At 40.3% G+C, this 15,631-nt stretch carries 15 protein-coding genes; 3 read left to right on the plus strand and 12 right to left on the minus strand.

Annotated features, from left to right (window positions below; translation table 11 throughout):
- Positions 1–594: 594 nt before the first annotated feature.
- Together FS373_RS19100 and FS373_RS19105 are read right to left on the minus strand one after the other, a co-directional pair.
- Positions 595–1,020, minus strand: coding sequence for a helix-turn-helix domain-containing protein (locus FS373_RS19100; protein ID WP_144046332.1), 426 nt, complete (start codon positions 1,018–1,020; stop codon positions 595–597).
- Positions 1,010–2,494: a L,D-transpeptidase family protein gene (locus FS373_RS19105; protein WP_194165905.1), complete on the minus strand. Its 1,485-nt coding sequence runs from the start codon at positions 2,492–2,494 to the stop codon at positions 1,010–1,012. The genes FS373_RS19100 and FS373_RS19105 overlap by 11 nt, the downstream gene beginning before the upstream one ends.
- 339 nt (positions 2,495–2,833) lie before the next feature.
- On the opposite strand from FS373_RS19105, the gene FS373_RS19110 reads away from it, so the two are divergent.
- Positions 2,834–3,130: a hypothetical protein gene (locus FS373_RS19110; protein WP_227993022.1), complete on the plus strand. Its 297-nt coding sequence runs from the start codon at positions 2,834–2,836 to the stop codon at positions 3,128–3,130.
- A 53-nt stretch (positions 3,131–3,183) separates the two neighbouring features.
- Positions 3,184–5,220, plus strand: a complete 2,037-nt coding sequence (locus tag FS373_RS19115) for a sulfatase-like hydrolase/transferase (RefSeq protein WP_144046330.1) — start codon at positions 3,184–3,186, stop codon at positions 5,218–5,220.
- A gap of 2 nt (positions 5,221–5,222) precedes the next feature.
- Here the strand turns inward: FS373_RS19115 and FS373_RS32800 are convergent, their stop codons facing one another.
- From FS373_RS32800 to FS373_RS19135, 4 genes are read right to left on the minus strand one after another with little or no spacing between them, the layout of a single operon-like run.
- The gene (locus tag FS373_RS32800; RefSeq protein WP_144046329.1) at positions 5,223–5,627 is read right to left on the minus strand and encodes a GtrA family protein; all 405 of its coding nucleotides are present in this window, start codon (positions 5,625–5,627) and stop codon (positions 5,223–5,225) included.
- The gene (locus FS373_RS19125; RefSeq protein ID WP_144046328.1) at positions 5,606–6,340 is read right to left on the minus strand and encodes a class I SAM-dependent methyltransferase; all 735 of its coding nucleotides are present in this window, start codon (positions 6,338–6,340) and stop codon (positions 5,606–5,608) included. Before FS373_RS19125 ends, FS373_RS32800 begins: the two co-directional genes overlap by 22 nt.
- Positions 6,341–6,343: 3 nt before the next feature.
- On the minus strand, positions 6,344–7,258 hold the full coding sequence (locus tag FS373_RS19130) for a glycosyltransferase family 2 protein (protein WP_144046327.1): 915 nt from the start codon (positions 7,256–7,258) through the stop codon (positions 6,344–6,346).
- A gap of 36 nt (positions 7,259–7,294) precedes the next feature.
- Positions 7,295–8,908, minus strand: a complete 1,614-nt coding sequence (locus FS373_RS19135; RefSeq protein ID WP_152830355.1) for a hypothetical protein — start codon at positions 8,906–8,908, stop codon at positions 7,295–7,297.
- A gap of 394 nt (positions 8,909–9,302) precedes the next feature.
- Here FS373_RS19135 and FS373_RS19140 point away from each other — a divergent pair, with 394 nt between their 5' ends.
- Complete coding sequence (locus FS373_RS19140; RefSeq protein WP_229381176.1) at positions 9,303–10,367, plus strand: GGDEF domain-containing protein; 1,065 nt, start codon at positions 9,303–9,305, stop codon at positions 10,365–10,367.
- Between the two features lie 377 nt (positions 10,368–10,744).
- Here FS373_RS19140 and FS373_RS19145 read toward each other — a convergent pair whose 3' ends face one another.
- From FS373_RS19145 to FS373_RS19170, 6 genes are all read right to left on the minus strand, one after another.
- The gene (locus FS373_RS19145; protein ID WP_152830356.1) at positions 10,745–11,632 is read right to left on the minus strand and encodes an FAD:protein FMN transferase; all 888 of its coding nucleotides are present in this window, start codon (positions 11,630–11,632) and stop codon (positions 10,745–10,747) included.
- Positions 11,633–11,758: 126 nt separating this feature from the next.
- Positions 11,759–13,219 carry a DUF3570 domain-containing protein gene (locus FS373_RS19150; protein WP_322619532.1) on the minus strand — a complete coding sequence of 487 codons (1,461 nt, stop codon included), beginning with the start codon at positions 13,217–13,219 and terminating at the stop codon, positions 11,759–11,761.
- A complete protein-coding gene (locus FS373_RS19155; RefSeq protein WP_407695642.1) occupies positions 13,206–13,448 on the minus strand; it encodes a DUF4266 domain-containing protein in 243 nt (80 codons plus the stop codon). The genes FS373_RS19150 and FS373_RS19155 overlap by 14 nt, the downstream gene beginning before the upstream one ends.
- 46 nt (positions 13,449–13,494) lie before the next feature.
- Entirely contained in the window at positions 13,495–13,977 is a 483-nt protein-coding gene (locus FS373_RS19160; RefSeq protein WP_194165906.1) for a TlpA family protein disulfide reductase, read from the minus strand.
- Positions 13,978–14,207: 230 nt separating this feature from the next.
- Positions 14,208–15,050 carry a DUF4198 domain-containing protein gene (locus tag FS373_RS19165; protein WP_144046322.1) on the minus strand — a complete coding sequence of 281 codons (843 nt, stop codon included), beginning with the start codon at positions 15,048–15,050 and terminating at the stop codon, positions 14,208–14,210.
- A 63-nt stretch (positions 15,051–15,113) separates the two neighbouring features.
- A complete protein-coding gene (locus tag FS373_RS19170; protein WP_144048937.1) occupies positions 15,114–15,629 on the minus strand; it encodes a DUF2271 domain-containing protein in 516 nt (171 codons plus the stop codon).
- Between the last annotated feature and the right edge of the window lie 2 nt (positions 15,630–15,631).

Genomic DNA, 15,631 nt, shown 5'->3' on the forward strand with positions numbered 1-15,631 from the left:
ATTTAACCATAAACATTTAAAGCTAACTTAAAAGTAGCAAACACCAGCTCTTCACTCTATGTTGAAGAAAGAAGTGATCCAGTGTTCCATATGAACTATCTAAGTTTATATAGCAGTTACTAGAGAGGAATCTTCCCAATAGACAAAGAGAATCTGAATTCTACATTGACACTATTATCTATTAAAAAAAACATCATAAAAAACTGTAAGTTATACATTTATAATCATTACAGTTATATAAATCATGAGTTTTAGTTTTTTTTGTAATTAAGTAAAAACAGATCAATTAATTAATCCATTTTCAATACCTGCTTATATAAAGATAAGGGAGAGGTGTAGATGAAGCCTGTATTGCAAGCGAGATGAACAAGATGTATTGATAAGTTTTAAAAGGCTATAGATTAAAAAAGTGCACTTACTGTCGCTACACGATAATCCCTGATGACAGCAATACAAAATAGATATGTGATTTGTAGTATTTTTAAGTCAGATAGAAATCACCTCTTTCAGATAATATCAGTCTAGTCGTTAAATCATATTAATACAGTTTTAATAGTCCACCTTACTATTCAACATAGGTTGTAAGGCTCTCGTTTATGCATGTGTCACCCAAGCATATCCCAGTCTCTCAAGGATTTTATAAATATTACTTATCTCATAACTCACACCAAAGTTATCCGATATATAGCTTTGAATTTCACTGCCATGTAGCTTCTCCTTACCATTGGCTGTAGATCTATGTTTTATATACACAGAAAGTTGTTTTAACTGTTCAGCCGTTAAAGCAGCTGGTCTACCACTGTGTTTCTTATCTTTAAGTCCTTCTAACCCATGAGTTAAATAATTACTTACCCACTTATTCACACTGGTACGACTGACTTTGAGGTAATCTGAGATTTGATATCTCGATTTTCCTTCGTGGAAATGTAATAACGCTAAAAGTTTTAACCTCATTCTGGCATTTTTTTCCTGTCTGATCAGTTTCATAAAATCAGGATTATCATAACTGTCATTCATCATATTGAGGGATCCTATCTAAATCATAGATGTCAGGTCTAAGTTGTAACTTACCAAATTCATCAACCCAGCTTGTGTGATAAGTGATATATACAGGCGTCGGACTAACTATAGAATAATAGTGTGTCAGGGTGCCTCTAACGGCCCTTTCAACATCTGCAGCTCTGTTATCTGCTTGCATCAAATAATCCAAAAGCCCTTTAGGGTCTGACAGCCTAATACAACCGTGACTCAAGGCTCTTATACGTTTAGTAAATAGAGATTTAGATGGTGTGTCATGCAGGTAAATAGAGTGATTATTGGGAATAGAGAAACGGTATTTCCCAAGGGCATTTTCAGGTCCAGGGGATTGAACCAGCTGGTATTCTGACAAGAAATTCAGAATCGAAGAACTGCTTATATCGACCAAGTCAAGAGAAGAACCAGCTCCATATTTTCGTAATTCAAATTTTTGTCGGTTTAAGTATCCTGGATACTTAGCATCCAAAGGGATTAACTCCTTACTGACGATACTCCAGGGAGGCGTCCAGCTAGGATTGACAGTAAAGCGAGTCAATGAGGAAGTAATAATAGGCGTTGGTGTCAGGGGCTTACCTACTATCACCTTCATATCCAGTAATTTTTCCCCTTGGTCCAATAATTGTAATTGGTAACCTGGAATATTTATCCAGACAAACCGCTCAGGCAAGGTATTAGGTAAACTGAACCAACGCCATAGGTTTAACTGCATTTGAACTATTCTAGTCTCTGGCTTAACGCTCAAGCTTTCTGCCGTTTGAGTATCGAGCTGACCATTAACTTCGAGGCCATGACGCATCTGAAAAGACTTAATCCCTAGTACTATATCCGGATCATATATAGACGCTCTTTGTCTAAGTTCAGGTTTAACACTTAAATCTCCAAGATCAACTAGTAAATTTCTCAGTGTCGAAATTTTGTTCGAGCTCTGCCCAAGCCTAAAATCCGCTTGACCTATGTTAGGCCAAGGTTTGTGGGTCAATTTTTTATATTTTCTTATCATTCCTCGTAATTGTGAGACTTCATCATAGAGAGGTAGAACTTGTTCAATAAATTCAGATAACCTATGCTTTCTGATCGCTTGTGTGAAGCTGAGTTCTAAGTTGAGATTCATATTCAGGCTCAACTTTGACACTCTATCTAGAAGATAGAGACAAGCGCGGGTATAAGCTCTATCTCGTTCGCCCTTACTCAGTTTTGTCCGATCAACTTGTTCTATAGATAAATAGTTACCAAGCCCTATGCCTAGATCTTCTAATAATTGTGCTAGTGAGAGACCATTTACACTTAAACCATGGGAGTCAAACCAAATTAACTGCTGATCGTTAAGCTCATAAATAAGCTCCACTTCTTGAGTATCTGACAGATTTGATGCTAAAGAGTTACCATCAGATAAAGAGGGAATAGAGATTATTAATGAACAGAAGAATAAGCTGATCAAAAACATTTTACTTTTCATTATCTCCCTCCTCGACACATTATCTGATGGAGTTATCATTCAAAGCGCAGACTAAAATACCAATAATCCTTTATGTAATTGCTTAATAATCATTTTATTGAAATAAAAAATGATTTTAGGCCATGATTATTCTTATTACTCTACCGAGTCTCTCTTAAAATTTAGTACACAAGCTAGCCCATGACAAATTTTAGGCTGACACTTCAGAACAGTATTTTTATCCAAAGATCATTCGAAGCACATCAATTACAACTATACTTTTGGTAGGAAAATGTACTTGCATACCATTTTTCTGAAGAACTCCACCTTTGAATAGAATTAGTCCACAGGTAGATAAATATGACTAAAAATACTGAAATGATTACACAAGCCAGTTTATCCGTAACGGTTTTCATTTTGCTTATGTCGAATCTTGTACCAGCCTGGAGTGCTTATCAATCAAGGATGTCTATCAAGACAGATGCTCCATCGGGTTCAAGCCTTGCCGAACGTTACCTTATTCTTGGAGACTGGCCTGCAGAATCTGATCTTTCAAGCGTGATAAGAGATAATGACAAATTTATCGTCACCTCTGCAAAGACAACAATAAATTCTGGTTCAACATCAGACATAGATGATAATGACGATATGCAGTAATTATCCTTCTCTACTCAATAGGTTAAAGCTAGCTTGGACTAGAAGGTAAAAATATGGAGGTTGAGACACGTTTGAAGTCTAAAAAAATATCCATGGTAAGAACCTTTTGGCGAACGAATGCACTTATGTTGCTGTTTCTTATTGCCTTATATAATTTTAAATTATTTATTCAGTACTTCTCTTCATTCTCTCTTGCTGAAGTCATGACCCATGTACGCAGTGAAGACCTCTACAGTCAAGGTTTATTGTTAGATCTCTCTCAATTTATTTTTATCGTGATTGTTTTGCATATCCTCTGGTCACTTATCATCACTTTTTCATGTAAACCATGGTTTCGATTAGTTGCTCATGAAGGAATACGAACACAAATTTGGTTAGTTATCGTCTTACTTCATCTGACAATAGTACTCGCCGCAAACGCATATTTTTATCCCACGTCATTATTGGGTTTTTTAAGAGGTACTCCTCTAGCATCCTCACTCGGATTAACACTTGCCTCAATGTTGCTGGTATCACAACTTATATGGGCTATCTATAGTGATTTTGGCCCTAAAGTGATGACCTTTACCCTATTGTTCGCTGCCATGTCAATTGCTATTATGAGTTATTCCCCAGAACGGGCTTATGCTCTGAATGATAAAAATAATCCCAATGTGTTTATTATAGGAATAGATGGACTGCGGCCCGATCATCTAGAATATAGGAACAGTGAAAACAAGTTCACTCCTCACATAGATGAATTCATCTCGAAATCCCATGTTTTTACAAATACTTATAGTCCACTTGGTCGTACTTATGTTGCTTGGATGAGCATCCTTTCAGGATTGTACCCCAAGAGTCATGGAGCACGATTTAACCTCGCTCCTCCTGAATTAATAAATAAGGACATCCCCTTAGTTCGCGAACTAAGTGCAAGAGGTTACAAAACAACCTATGCGATCGATGAAAGGCGGTTTAATCAAATAGATAAAGCCTATGGCTTTGATGAAATAGTGGGGCCTAAAGTAGGTGCTGCAGATGCCATTATTTCAAGCATGGCTGATTTCCCTCTAATTAACTTGTTTTCCAATATCCCAACGGCTTCAACACTTTTTCCATACCTTTATATGAATAGAGGCTACGGGAAAGGCTATTCACCAATACATTTTAACCAGGAAGTGCTCGCCAGCCTATCGACCGAGCGGCCCAACTTCTTAGCGGTACATTTTTGCCAGCTTCATTGGCCATACACTTCTAAAGACTTCATCGATGTTAACAAGGCACATTGGGATGGAAACTATAACCATTTTATGTATCAAGCCCTGCTATCAAAAGTAGATGACCAAGTGAACGCATTGCTTACGGATCTGCATGAGAGAGGTTTTCTCAACAATGCTATTGTCTATCTAATTTCAGATCATGGTGAAGGTTTCATGCTAAAAAAAGATGTTATTACCAGTAAATCAGTACGAGAAGAGACTAAACTTCATCCTAATGCTTGGGGCCATGGAACCAATGTAATGAGTCAGGAACAAACAAATGTCTTGATGGCTTACCGCAGGTTTAGCTCATCTCTTGACAATCAAACACCGCAACAGATCGAAGGCACGTTTTCGTTAGTAGATATTGCTCCTAGCCTTTTTAATGAACTAAATTTAGCACTACAGGCCAAAGATAAACCATTCGATGGTACAGCGCTTACAAACTCGACACAAAACACATCGGAACGAACCGTTTTTGTAGAATCCTCAGTTCCCTTTCGATCAATAAATGCCAGCTTCATAGACGAGAAGAAAGTAATGTCAGAAACGGCATCCAATTACGAAGTTAGAGAAAATGGTCGAGCAGTATTGATTCCATCTATTTATAAAGAGATGGTGGCAAAGAAGCAAAGATCTGTATATTACAAACACTGGCAACTTGCCTTCATTCCTGACTATGAGGAGCTTATTTTAATCGATACAGACAATAAAGAGTGGCAGAGTCTATCCGAATATACGGGAGAAGCCCCATGGAAGAAGATGCTAGCAAGCATATGTGATCACTATGAAGGAGATCCTGGATTCGATCCCCTAAAAGCATGTCAACGAGTCACTCCAATCTCAAATTAACATCATATTGTCTTATCATTAAACACCCAATATTTTTGAAATAAATAGCTAATGATTGGTAATAATAGGCAAATAAATAGTATGGCCTTCTCATTAGAGAATCCCACGTAGTCAAAAGTAAGTGTGATAACCAATATTAACGTGAAATTAGCACTCGAGATAATGCTAAAACGCACAAAACGGGACTTATTGATCTTCACTTTAAAACTCCAAATACTTTGCAAAACATATGAAAAAATAAAACTAATAACAAAAGACAATAGATTTGATAACAATGGACTCAGTGCCAGTATTAACATTAGCCTGTTAGCCGTGAAAAAGTAAATCAAAGTCGTTAATAGCCCAACCACGGCAAAACGTCCGAATTCCTGGATCTCTTCCCAAGTTACTTTTTTTGAACTATACATATTAATGATAATCCAAATGGAAGCAGGGTAAATTTTAGAACATGTTTTTCAAATGAAAGAATACGGTATAGGAACTGATTAATGACAGTGGCAGGTTGTTTAGCTCCTATTGCACTGTCGTTAACAGTAAATTTATCTAGCAGTCGAGACAGTCCCGCGATAGGCAATAAAAAGGAATTAAAGTAGCTCATGCTGACAATGCTAAATCCACAATCAGATAGCATTGAAGATAGATGTGCAGAGTTATAGCGTCTGTAGTGATGCATCTCTTTATCATGTTTACCGTAAAGGTATTGGTATGCAGGGACTGTAATAATTAAATATCCTTTATCTTTCAAAAGATTACTTACTCGCTCTAAGGATGATATATCATCTTCTATATGCTCTAACACATCAAATAAGCAAATAAGATCAAACTGTTTATCTTGAAGATCTATTTCAAATGGAAGCGCACCGTAATGTACTTCAATGTTCAGTTTTTCCTTAACATACGCCCTTGAAAACTCATCCATTTCGACAGCAGTTACATCGCCAAACTGACTTAACATAGCCAAGTTTCCACCAGTACCACAACCGACTTCGAGTACCTTAGCATTAGCCTCTCGATTGACTGAATATCGACGGAGAAAAAACTCAATGATCTCTCTTCTGCCTTTAAACCACCAATGGTTATCTTGATTTTCGGCCAGTTCAGCATAGGCTTTTTTTTCCATAAGTTAGTACTCTCGCTCAATGATATATAGAGGTCGATGCTTGGTTTCAAGGTAAACTCGGGATATATATTCTCCTAATACGCCAATTCCAATCAGTTGAGTTCCACCTAAAAATAGAACAACGACCAAAAGTGATGCATACCCAGGTACCTCTATGCCAAAAACTAAGGTACGAATGATAATAAATGAACCATATGCAAAAGAGATCAAAGAAATAGAAGCACCGATATAACTCCAAATTTTCAACGGAATCGTACTGAAACTTGTTATACCTTCAATGGCTAGATTCCAGAGTTGCATTAACTTGAACTTCGACTCACCATTACACCTGCATTCACGGGTATAGGGAATAGTGATCGATTTGAAACCAACCCAAGACAGCAAGCCTTTCATAAATCTTTGTCTTTCAGGCAATAAATTGATTGCATCGACAACTATTCGATCCATTAATCGAAAATCACCAACATTAAATGGAATTTTCTCAGACGCTAATTGGTTATGTATGGTGTAAAAAAAATTAGCAGTACTGCGTTTCAAAAATGAATCACTCGAACGATCCACGCGCTTTGCCAATACCACTTTATAACCAAGGTGCCACTGCTCTAGCATAGTTAAGATAAGCTCAGGTGGATCTTGTAAATCAGCATCTATTGGAATGACTGCATCACCACGCGCAAGCATAAAACCAGCTGTTAAGGCTGCTTCTTTACCAAAATTCCTTGAAAAACTCACAATTCTTATCTGTTTTACTTTTTGTTTAATCTTAATGAGCTCTTCTAAGGTAGCATCAGTACAACCATCATCTATGCATATGATTTCAAATGAGTTACTTTGTTTAGATAATACCGAAAGTAAAGTTTTGAAAAACAGTCTTAGTGCCCCTTCTTCATTATACATAGGGCAGATAATAGAGATCATAAATCCCCCTCATTGAATAATCCTTTTCACTATGACTTACTTCTTATCCGAACTAGCGTGAACAGGATTTGATTTCTTGGTATAAACTTTATACTTCTTGTCTTTATGTATAGAGAACTTTATATCAGTTAATTGATATTGTTTAAAAATATCAGACATTTTTTTGTTTTGACTTATAAACGTCTCAAATTCGAAACCATCATAAAAATAGGAAGGTGGCTCAGTGACATCAATTACAATTATAGCTGGATCATTAATAGTAAGATCGTGATTAATGATATTCACGACGTAGTTTGTTACCGCATCTATTTTTTTTACATTTTCTTCAGATAAACTTCCTCTATCATTCCTAGCCATGGCTATTGCAGGTATGGGCCATAGTGCACCGAAGCTCGAGCTCCATATTGCTCTCGTATATGAAGTAATAAATGCTGATGGCCATACATTCGTCGAAAAAATATAGATGTTCTTGCCTGTAAAATTATTGTTTATCATCTCAGCAGTATGATCCAAACCTTTATATCCAATATCACTTAACTTAGGTAGTTCGATATTAGTCATTGACTTCTGAATTACCCCCCTTTGATCATAAAATATATGCCCTGTCGAGAACACCAGTAGATAACAAGCCAGTGCAGAAATAAGAATCATGGATTTTTTTATTTCTGCCTTATCATGGACATATAAACAAGTAGTCAAAGTAAAATTCAAGAATAAAATTGTTTTGAATGGTAGCAATTGATAACTATAATGAGACTGTATTAAAAATGACAAAAATGAAGCTAAGAGGATGATATTAAAGTACATCACAAGTTCACGATGTTTTTTAGATGTGAGATATCTCGCCACAATAAAAATTAACATCACCATAAGCGCATAATATGGCAGACCGAAACTGCTAATCGGCTTCCCATAGGTCCAGTAGGTGGCAAGTGCCAGTGGCACTATTTGGGAGAAGTACTGAGGATGAAAAATAAATATAGAAGTTATAAAGCCACAAAAAAACAAAACTGCAGTAACAGGTTCTATCGTTACCAGTCGATACTCCTTTCTGAACTGATACAACAAAAAACACTCTGAAAAAAATGGAATAATTATAAAGTATGGTTTCAAACATAATGCAATCCCAGCAAAAACACCATAAAGAAATAACTTAAAAGAGTTAATCTTTATCTGGCTTGACACTTTTAAATATCGAACAAACAGATATGGAATTAATAAAATGATAGCTAAATGGTCTCTTTGACCAAAGTCATAAAATGGAACAACAAAAGTGATAAAAATGACGGCATAGATATAAACATTCCGAGTTTTCTCTGGCAAGACCAATCTGCTTAAATTAATATGAGCTATAGTTGGAATGAGTACAAATAGAGAAAAATAAATTTTAGTAGCACCAGCAGCACTAAAATCGGTCATGTTAGCTAACCAAACAGCGGGTGCCATCAAGTAGATGATCATAGGTGGGTTTACTTCAATAAGCTGTGTATAGAGCTCCTTACCGGCCAACCATTCCCGAGTTATATAAAAAAGCCACCCAAGATCACCATTTATTCTTAATAAAATGGTGATCAAAATAAATAATATTAAACAAGTAATAGGAAGAAAAAAACTCAACAGTCCCAGAAAAGTTTGATAAACTTTTTGCAAGTCCAACTCCATTATATTAAGAATTAATCAAGCCTATTCTGTAAGCATAGTCACTAGAACACGTTATGCAAAACCATGCTTATTTACACTCAAAATCAAAAAATTAGACTGTTATCTTAATAAGCCAACTATAATAATTAGTTAAGTGCCGCTAAAACTGTATAGAGAGCAAATTACAGGGACATAAATGTCATTTTTCTCTTTTACCATCATAAGAAGTGCCCCATTTCGGGTACTGTTTCCGCTGCTACTGTCCTTGCCGCTTTGTATCTCGGTTGATCAATTTCTAATTTTTCTAACTCCTTACCATAGCTTAATCTCTACTTTCCCTTACATCATGCTCTCCATCGTCATTTTTTTGAGTCAACCTTTTAATCAAGGAGCTACAGGTCTAGTGGCTCTCTTAATGGTTGTTAGCTTCTATTTGGTACAAAGATATGTAGGTATTGCTGACCTGACGGATATTCAGAAATTCGCTTTCTGCTTATTGGTATTTGCTCTTCCTGTGAATCTTTTCATGATTCATTTTTTACCAGAAAAACGTTTGCTCTCTCGATTCGGCATTAACTATCTTCTATTAATCTTGTTTCAAGTGATATGGTGCTGGCTCCTGCTTGAACAGATAACGAATGAAAATGTCAGTTGGCTCTGGAGTGCCTATCTAAAGCCTATACCGGCATTATCTTCATCACCGCTGCTGCTCATCATAATCTCAATATTTCTCACCTTAATTAGCGCATTCATTGTCTTATTCAGAAACGCTAACTTTGACCATACCATCTTCATTAATCTACTATTTTCAACTATAGCCCTCATCTTTTTTGATACCCCTCAAATTTCAGCAATATGTTTTTCATTGGCAGCGACACTTCTCCTGCTAGGGATTATTACCTCTAGCCATGAACTGGCATTTGTCGATCAACTGACTGAGCTTCAAGGCCGTAGGGCACTAGAAATTGAGATGGAGCACATAAATGGTCTATACACTATAGCCATGCTGGATGTGGATCACTTCAAGCTGTTTAACGACTCCTATGGACACAGGACCGGAGATGAAGTGTTGAGGCTAGTGGCGCAGATAATGAAGCAAACGGAAGGGAATGCCTCGGTATTCAGGTATGGTGGCGAGGAGTTTATTATCTTGTTCAAGGGAAAGAACTCGAATCAATGTTTGCCCTATCTCAATGAGTTAAGGAGTAAAATAGCCAAGTATGATCTAGTCATTCGTGACCACTATGAAAGACCCATTCTCGATAAAGATGCTAAAAATTGTGGCCAAAATGGTGGAGAACATAAAACCGTAAATATCACTGTCAGTATAGGCGTCGCCGACAGCATCAATAACAGAACCAAGCTACATACACTTGGCGCAGATGAAGTGTTAAAAGCCGCAGATAAAGCCCTGTATCGTGCCAAGAGTGGCGGCAGGAACAGAGTGACAAACTTAAGGTTTGCCTGACGCCTCTATCCCAAGAGCTGTTTCCACAACAAATGCTCCGCTATAATAAGCATGAATCACTTATTATTTTTCGATTCACTTGTTAACACATTATGCCCGTCAATATCCGAGTGACCGATAAGCTTGCCATCGAATTCGATTAACCCATAATTCCCAACGCTACTGTGGGGGCCAGCACTATAGCTAGCCATTTGAAAACAACCACGACTCCTGCAATTGCATATAAAAATATTTTTCCAGCATTCCTTGCTCCTTAACTATAACAATAGGTATTAATCTGTTGTACGCCATAAGTTAACCAGCTAACAATTGACATATCATGTCAAAATTAAACTAACAAAAACATTAAGATATTACAAGTCACCAGCAAGAATATGCTAACGGCAGATATGAAAGTCGATATCCTGAGAGGCCATAAAGGCCTGCGCATTGACGCCTTTTAACATGGCGATGGTGGATAACATGCCTGCCACCAAACAATTGGCGGCCTTAACGGTCACAGACAGAGGGGCGCCTTCCACCGGATAGCCGGTGTTAAGGTTCAGTATGTGCCCATATCTCTTGCCCTTATTGAGTAGATAACGCCGGGTGTGGCCGCTGGTAGCCAGCCCTCCGCCAGTTAAGCTTATTGTCCCTGTGGCATTGTTCAGTTCGCTGGGATCTTCTATTCCCACCTGCCAGGGTTTCTCGGCGACTGAAGCACAGGCTATATCACCGCCTAGATTCACTAGGGCGGGTATGTGAGGGTAATGAAGCGTCAACAGGCTCGCTGCCCTGTCACAGGCATACTCCTTGGCGATGCCACCGAAATCAAGGCTCATGTCTAGCGGAAGATAAAGCCGTGATGCCTCTATGCTCAACTTACCAAAGCCGACATGTTTAAGTGCCCTCTCGATGGATGCAGAAGTAGGCATATTTGCATCTGACCCAAAGTTCCAGAGTTTCAATATGGGTCCCGCCGTAATATCGAACATGCCATCACTTAAGTCGAAGCACTGTTTCGAAAACACCAAGAGCGCCGAGGTTTCTACGTCGATATTCTGCCAGTCGCCAGCATTGGCATTAAGCCCGCTGAGCAAACTGGTGTGATTGAAGCGACTGTACTTTTTCTCTATGCGCCGTGTTTCCTGCAAAACCTGGTGGGCCATGGCATAGGCCAGCTCTCTGTCGGCTGTGCGCATAAGCACCTCACACCGACTGGCCATGGCATGAAAGCTCGCCAGATGTCCCAAGGAAGTGGCTGCCAATGACAGCTCTTCGCTCATAGACTGTTTTCCTCTCGATGGGGCATTACGTCACTCATCATCGAATGCTAATCATCACAGAACTGACCACATGAATGACCACATTATAAGCATGCATGCCATGGCTACACAGCGGAATAGATACCACTAAAATGACAAGCCTAGCTGAAAAATGATCGCCTTAATGCTTGGATATAGCTCATGGTGAGCCAGCTGACCGCTGGCTTGCTCTCCATTAGAATAGGGATCTTGTTGATAATACTCCAGGCGATAGCTGGCCTCAGTGCCATCAACTAAGGTATGGCCAATTTTTATGCCTAAGGTATAAGCATTCATGTTACCGATACGATAATCTGCCGATGCATACTCAGGGAGTCCTTCCCCCGAATTCAGGAAAGCCCGATAAAAGCTGGCCGCTTCTTGTCGATAATACCTCAGGTGCAGTTGGCCAAAAAAAGTTGAAGTGAAGTTGTACCTATAACGGGTCTCGAAGGTATGTGAGGACACGCCCCAGTCATCATGACTATAACGATAAGCCAGATCTGTCACCCCGGTGGATAATGCGTGTTTACTGAACAGATAAAAGCTCTGTTTGAGACGCTCATCGGGTCGACTCTCATAAAGATATGCCTCACTGGTTCCCGACGCATCAACCAGGCTAAGCACCTTATAGGGATCTGTCATGTATCCTTTTAATGAAGACAGGTTATAGCTGAGTTGCACCAGCATATACCGATTGATGATCTGGGTTAAGCCGACGCTAAGATCCACAGTCTGTTTATCGGTACTCGCTATCTGGCGAGTCTTATCAAATTCAGTCCTGAACTCTGCTTGGGAGTCAAAATCATCCCGAAACACCATCTTACTCATGGCCACAGGCCGCCCTCCGACAGGATCGACCAGATCATAGTAATAGGCCATCCCTAATGAAAGCTGAGTATTACTCTTGTTAAACGAGCGTTCCAGTGCCGAATTAATGCCCATGGAGGTGTAGTCATATTCTCTGGACAGATAGATCCCATGGTTACTGCTCCAGTCAGGCGACCATATCTCGGCCCAGTTGCCACTGAGCTGAAGTCGAGTGTCTTTGAAGGTGTCATCTAACGGGGTGTTAGCAGAATCTATATTGTATTCGCCATTGCCTGACGGACGGGTAAAAGTCTGGCGTTCATCTTGGGGCACAGCGCCATTGGCCGAGGAGCCGGTTAAGGTATCTAGCACCAACTTGCCTTCGTAAAGCCGCTTATCGCCTACAGGTAGCTTAAGATTGAAGATCCCCTCGGCTACCGTCACCCTGTCCTGTTCCAGATAATAGAGTAAGGCGGCATCGATTTGAGGTGAATCAGTCTCAACAGAGTCTGAGGTGACGGCTTCATCGGTAGTGATTACTGCGGCGAGTTTAGTGTCTCTGCCTATTGGATTATCGGCTCCTGAGTCTCGTTGAGCGGCAATGGCCACCGAACTCGTCATGCTCAACAGCGCAAAGCTGGCAATCGATAACGCTTCGGCAATCGAGGACTCAATAGTACTGGTACCAAAACTTGCACCTATTTCGGGCCCGGTTCCAATGCGTGCTTGTGACTTATTGACCGTTTTAGTTGCAGCCACAACCGCCCCCGGCGAGTGCTCGGCCGCCACTGGTGCCTTCTTTGCTAAAATAAATATGATCGTCCAAGGTCAGATCCAGTTTCTCACTGTCCAACGCCATATCTTCACGGGCAAACTGATCCCGCTGCCAAGGCTCAACGCCTAAACCCGCACAGGCCGTCAAAGATAAACACACCAAGAACGGTAGGCTTCTGACTGATTTAATCAGCACTGTCTCGAATATCATCATCTCTCGCCTCTAATTTGATGGATTCCCCCACACTTACTCATTTTACTCACTGCTTGTCTGTGCTCTGTTCCAGCTTTGCTTGCTTGAGATAGTGTAAGATCTCGGCTTCATAGTCCGCCTTATGCTCGGAATAGAAACCCACGTGTTTAGCGACTAATTTACCTTGTCGGTTGAACAGGTAGCTGCTCGGCATTCCCAAGATATCGAATTGTCCTGCCACCTGAGTATCGGGATCATAGGCGATAATGAAGTCGGCAGAAATCTGCCCGAGAAACTGACGGGCGAGTAATATGTCATTGTCTAAATTGATGGCAATGATCTTAAGCCCCTGATCAGCATACTTATGGTGCATCTCATTCATCCAGGGAAAAGACTTTCGACATGGTCCACACCAAGAGGCCCAAAAATCGATATAAATCAACTCTCCGGAAACTTGAGATAATATATATGACTGCCCGTCTACATCCTGGACACTGAGATCCAGATTTGGGGCCGCAGAGAGTGAATTAACCTGAAATAGTATGCTCATTATCAGGCCAATTTTAACCAGCTGGCTTAACCGCCTTAAAATTAATAGTTGCATATTAAAGCCCAAAAAACTCTGTGTATTAAACTAGTTATACACCGAGTAATGCCTTAGCGCCAGCAGTGACTAAATAGGCGACTCATACTAAACCTGCCCTACTTTTATACCGATAATAAAAAGCCCAAACCAGATCTTAGTTTGGGCTAACATCAGTTGCAGTTATCTGCAGTCAATTATTCTAAGCCTGCCTCGAAGGTCAGAAATATTTCGTTAACGGATTTATCGGCTAGACGGGTATCGGTATTTTTCTGCTCGAAACTCGCGTGAAGCAAGTACAGACCGGCACTTGGTGGAGTAAAACTTATCGAACCCGCTTTATTTGAGACGAGTTCGATGGCATCAATTTTATTGCGATACAGAGTGCCGGACTTGACCACAGAAACCGTCACGCCCTCAACAGGCTTACCATGAAAAAGAAAATTCATCTCTGTGACTTCATTTTCAATGATGTTCGCCGGGTGTGTCACAGGCAGCAATTCAAGGTATTCATTTTTAGCCTGATAAGCCACATCGTTAGGTTTATTAAGGGTCACATAAGTCTCGACGCGTGAGAAATACATGGCGCCTTGCAGCTCATATGCACCTTTTGGCATCGCTGCGGCAGCCGCCTGTTTGTCCATAGCAAGGCGCACGGGCTTATCTTGGCCCTTCACCTTGTAACGAGAATAGTATTTAGGTTTGGCTTTTTTCTCGAACCGATAGGTGCCATCCTGTGCCAGCTGGTAATCGAACACAGACTTACGGCCGCCTCTGTAGCTTGAAGAGGGAGAATCTAGTTTGCCATCGGGCATCACAACCTGAACATCTTCGCTGCCGAAGGGCTTATCATAGATGAACACTTGATTACTGGCAGAGACATCGGAAGTGATCCACACACCTTTGCCTGCATCGGCTGAGACATTGAAATGACTTGGCAAGATCCAACGGTCATGAGCCTGAGCAGTATGACTAGCAAAGGGACTTAACAAGGTGCTGACTAAGGTAAGACTCGCGGTAACTAACAGTGTTTTCTTCATTGGTTGACCTATAAATTACATGATTAAATGTGTAAATGAATGACGAGCTAAAGATTAAAAGCGTTAAGGTTGGAAATGGATCTTGATCTCGCCAGTTTCCTCAGTCGGAGCTATTTTGGCAGTAAACGCCTCAGAGCCTAACTCAAACTTATGTCTCACCAGATCTCTGCCGCCATGCTCCCTGACCACTTCCATCAGCAAGGTATATTTGCCATTGGGGACAGCGTGACCGTCGACATCAGTCATATCCCAGTGCAGCTGATATTTCCCCGCCGGGCGAGTAGCTGAGCTCATCCCATCGACTAACTGGCTATCTTCACGCCCGGCTTTTCTCCACCATCGCCGGATATCTTTAAGCCACTTATAGCCTTCATCCCAACGCCACAAAGCGAGCGTGCTGATATGCTTGCCTTTAGCATTTTCAATCCATACCGCGGTATAGGGCCTTAAATACTGACCTTGAGTTATTTCCGGTAAGTTAACCTCAATATCAAGCCCAGCATCGACCTCGGCACAGGCCCAAGACGGCACTATTATCAAGGAGAAAAAAAGCAGTGATCGAGCTAGATACCGCTTCATTG

The organism is Shewanella sp. YLB-07, from assembly GCF_009377275.1.

What these genes read in the sequence shown, in the direction of transcription:
- FS373_RS19100 (WP_144046332.1), bottom strand. Translation starts at nt 1,020, where the DNA reads ATGATGAATGACAGTTATGATAATCCTGATTTTATGAAACTGATCAGA.
- FS373_RS19105 (WP_194165905.1), bottom strand. Translation starts at nt 2,494, where the DNA reads ATGAAAAGTAAAATGTTTTTGATCAGCTTATTCTTCTGTTCATTAATA.
- FS373_RS19110 (WP_227993022.1), top strand. Translation starts at nt 2,834, where the DNA reads ATGACTAAAAATACTGAAATGATTACACAAGCCAGTTTATCCGTAACG.
- FS373_RS19115 (WP_144046330.1), top strand. Translation starts at nt 3,184, where the DNA reads ATGGAGGTTGAGACACGTTTGAAGTCTAAAAAAATATCCATGGTAAGA.
- FS373_RS32800 (WP_144046329.1), bottom strand. Translation starts at nt 5,627, where the DNA reads ATGTATAGTTCAAAAAAAGTAACTTGGGAAGAGATCCAGGAATTCGGA.
- FS373_RS19125 (WP_144046328.1), bottom strand. Translation starts at nt 6,340, where the DNA reads ATGGAAAAAAAAGCCTATGCTGAACTGGCCGAAAATCAAGATAACCAT.
- FS373_RS19130 (WP_144046327.1), bottom strand. Translation starts at nt 7,258, where the DNA reads ATGATCTCTATTATCTGCCCTATGTATAATGAAGAAGGGGCACTAAGA.
- FS373_RS19145 (WP_152830356.1), bottom strand. Translation starts at nt 11,632, where the DNA reads ATGAGCGAAGAGCTGTCATTGGCAGCCACTTCCTTGGGACATCTGGCG.
- FS373_RS19155 (WP_407695642.1), bottom strand. Translation starts at nt 13,448, where the DNA reads ATGATGATATTCGAGACAGTGCTGATTAAATCAGTCAGAAGCCTACCG.
- FS373_RS19160 (WP_194165906.1), bottom strand. Translation starts at nt 13,977, where the DNA reads ATGAGCATACTATTTCAGGTTAATTCACTCTCTGCGGCCCCAAATCTG.
- FS373_RS19165 (WP_144046322.1), bottom strand. Translation starts at nt 15,050, where the DNA reads ATGAAGAAAACACTGTTAGTTACCGCGAGTCTTACCTTAGTCAGCACC.
- FS373_RS19170 (WP_144048937.1), bottom strand. Translation starts at nt 15,629, where the DNA reads ATGAAGCGGTATCTAGCTCGATCACTGCTTTTTTTCTCCTTGATAATA.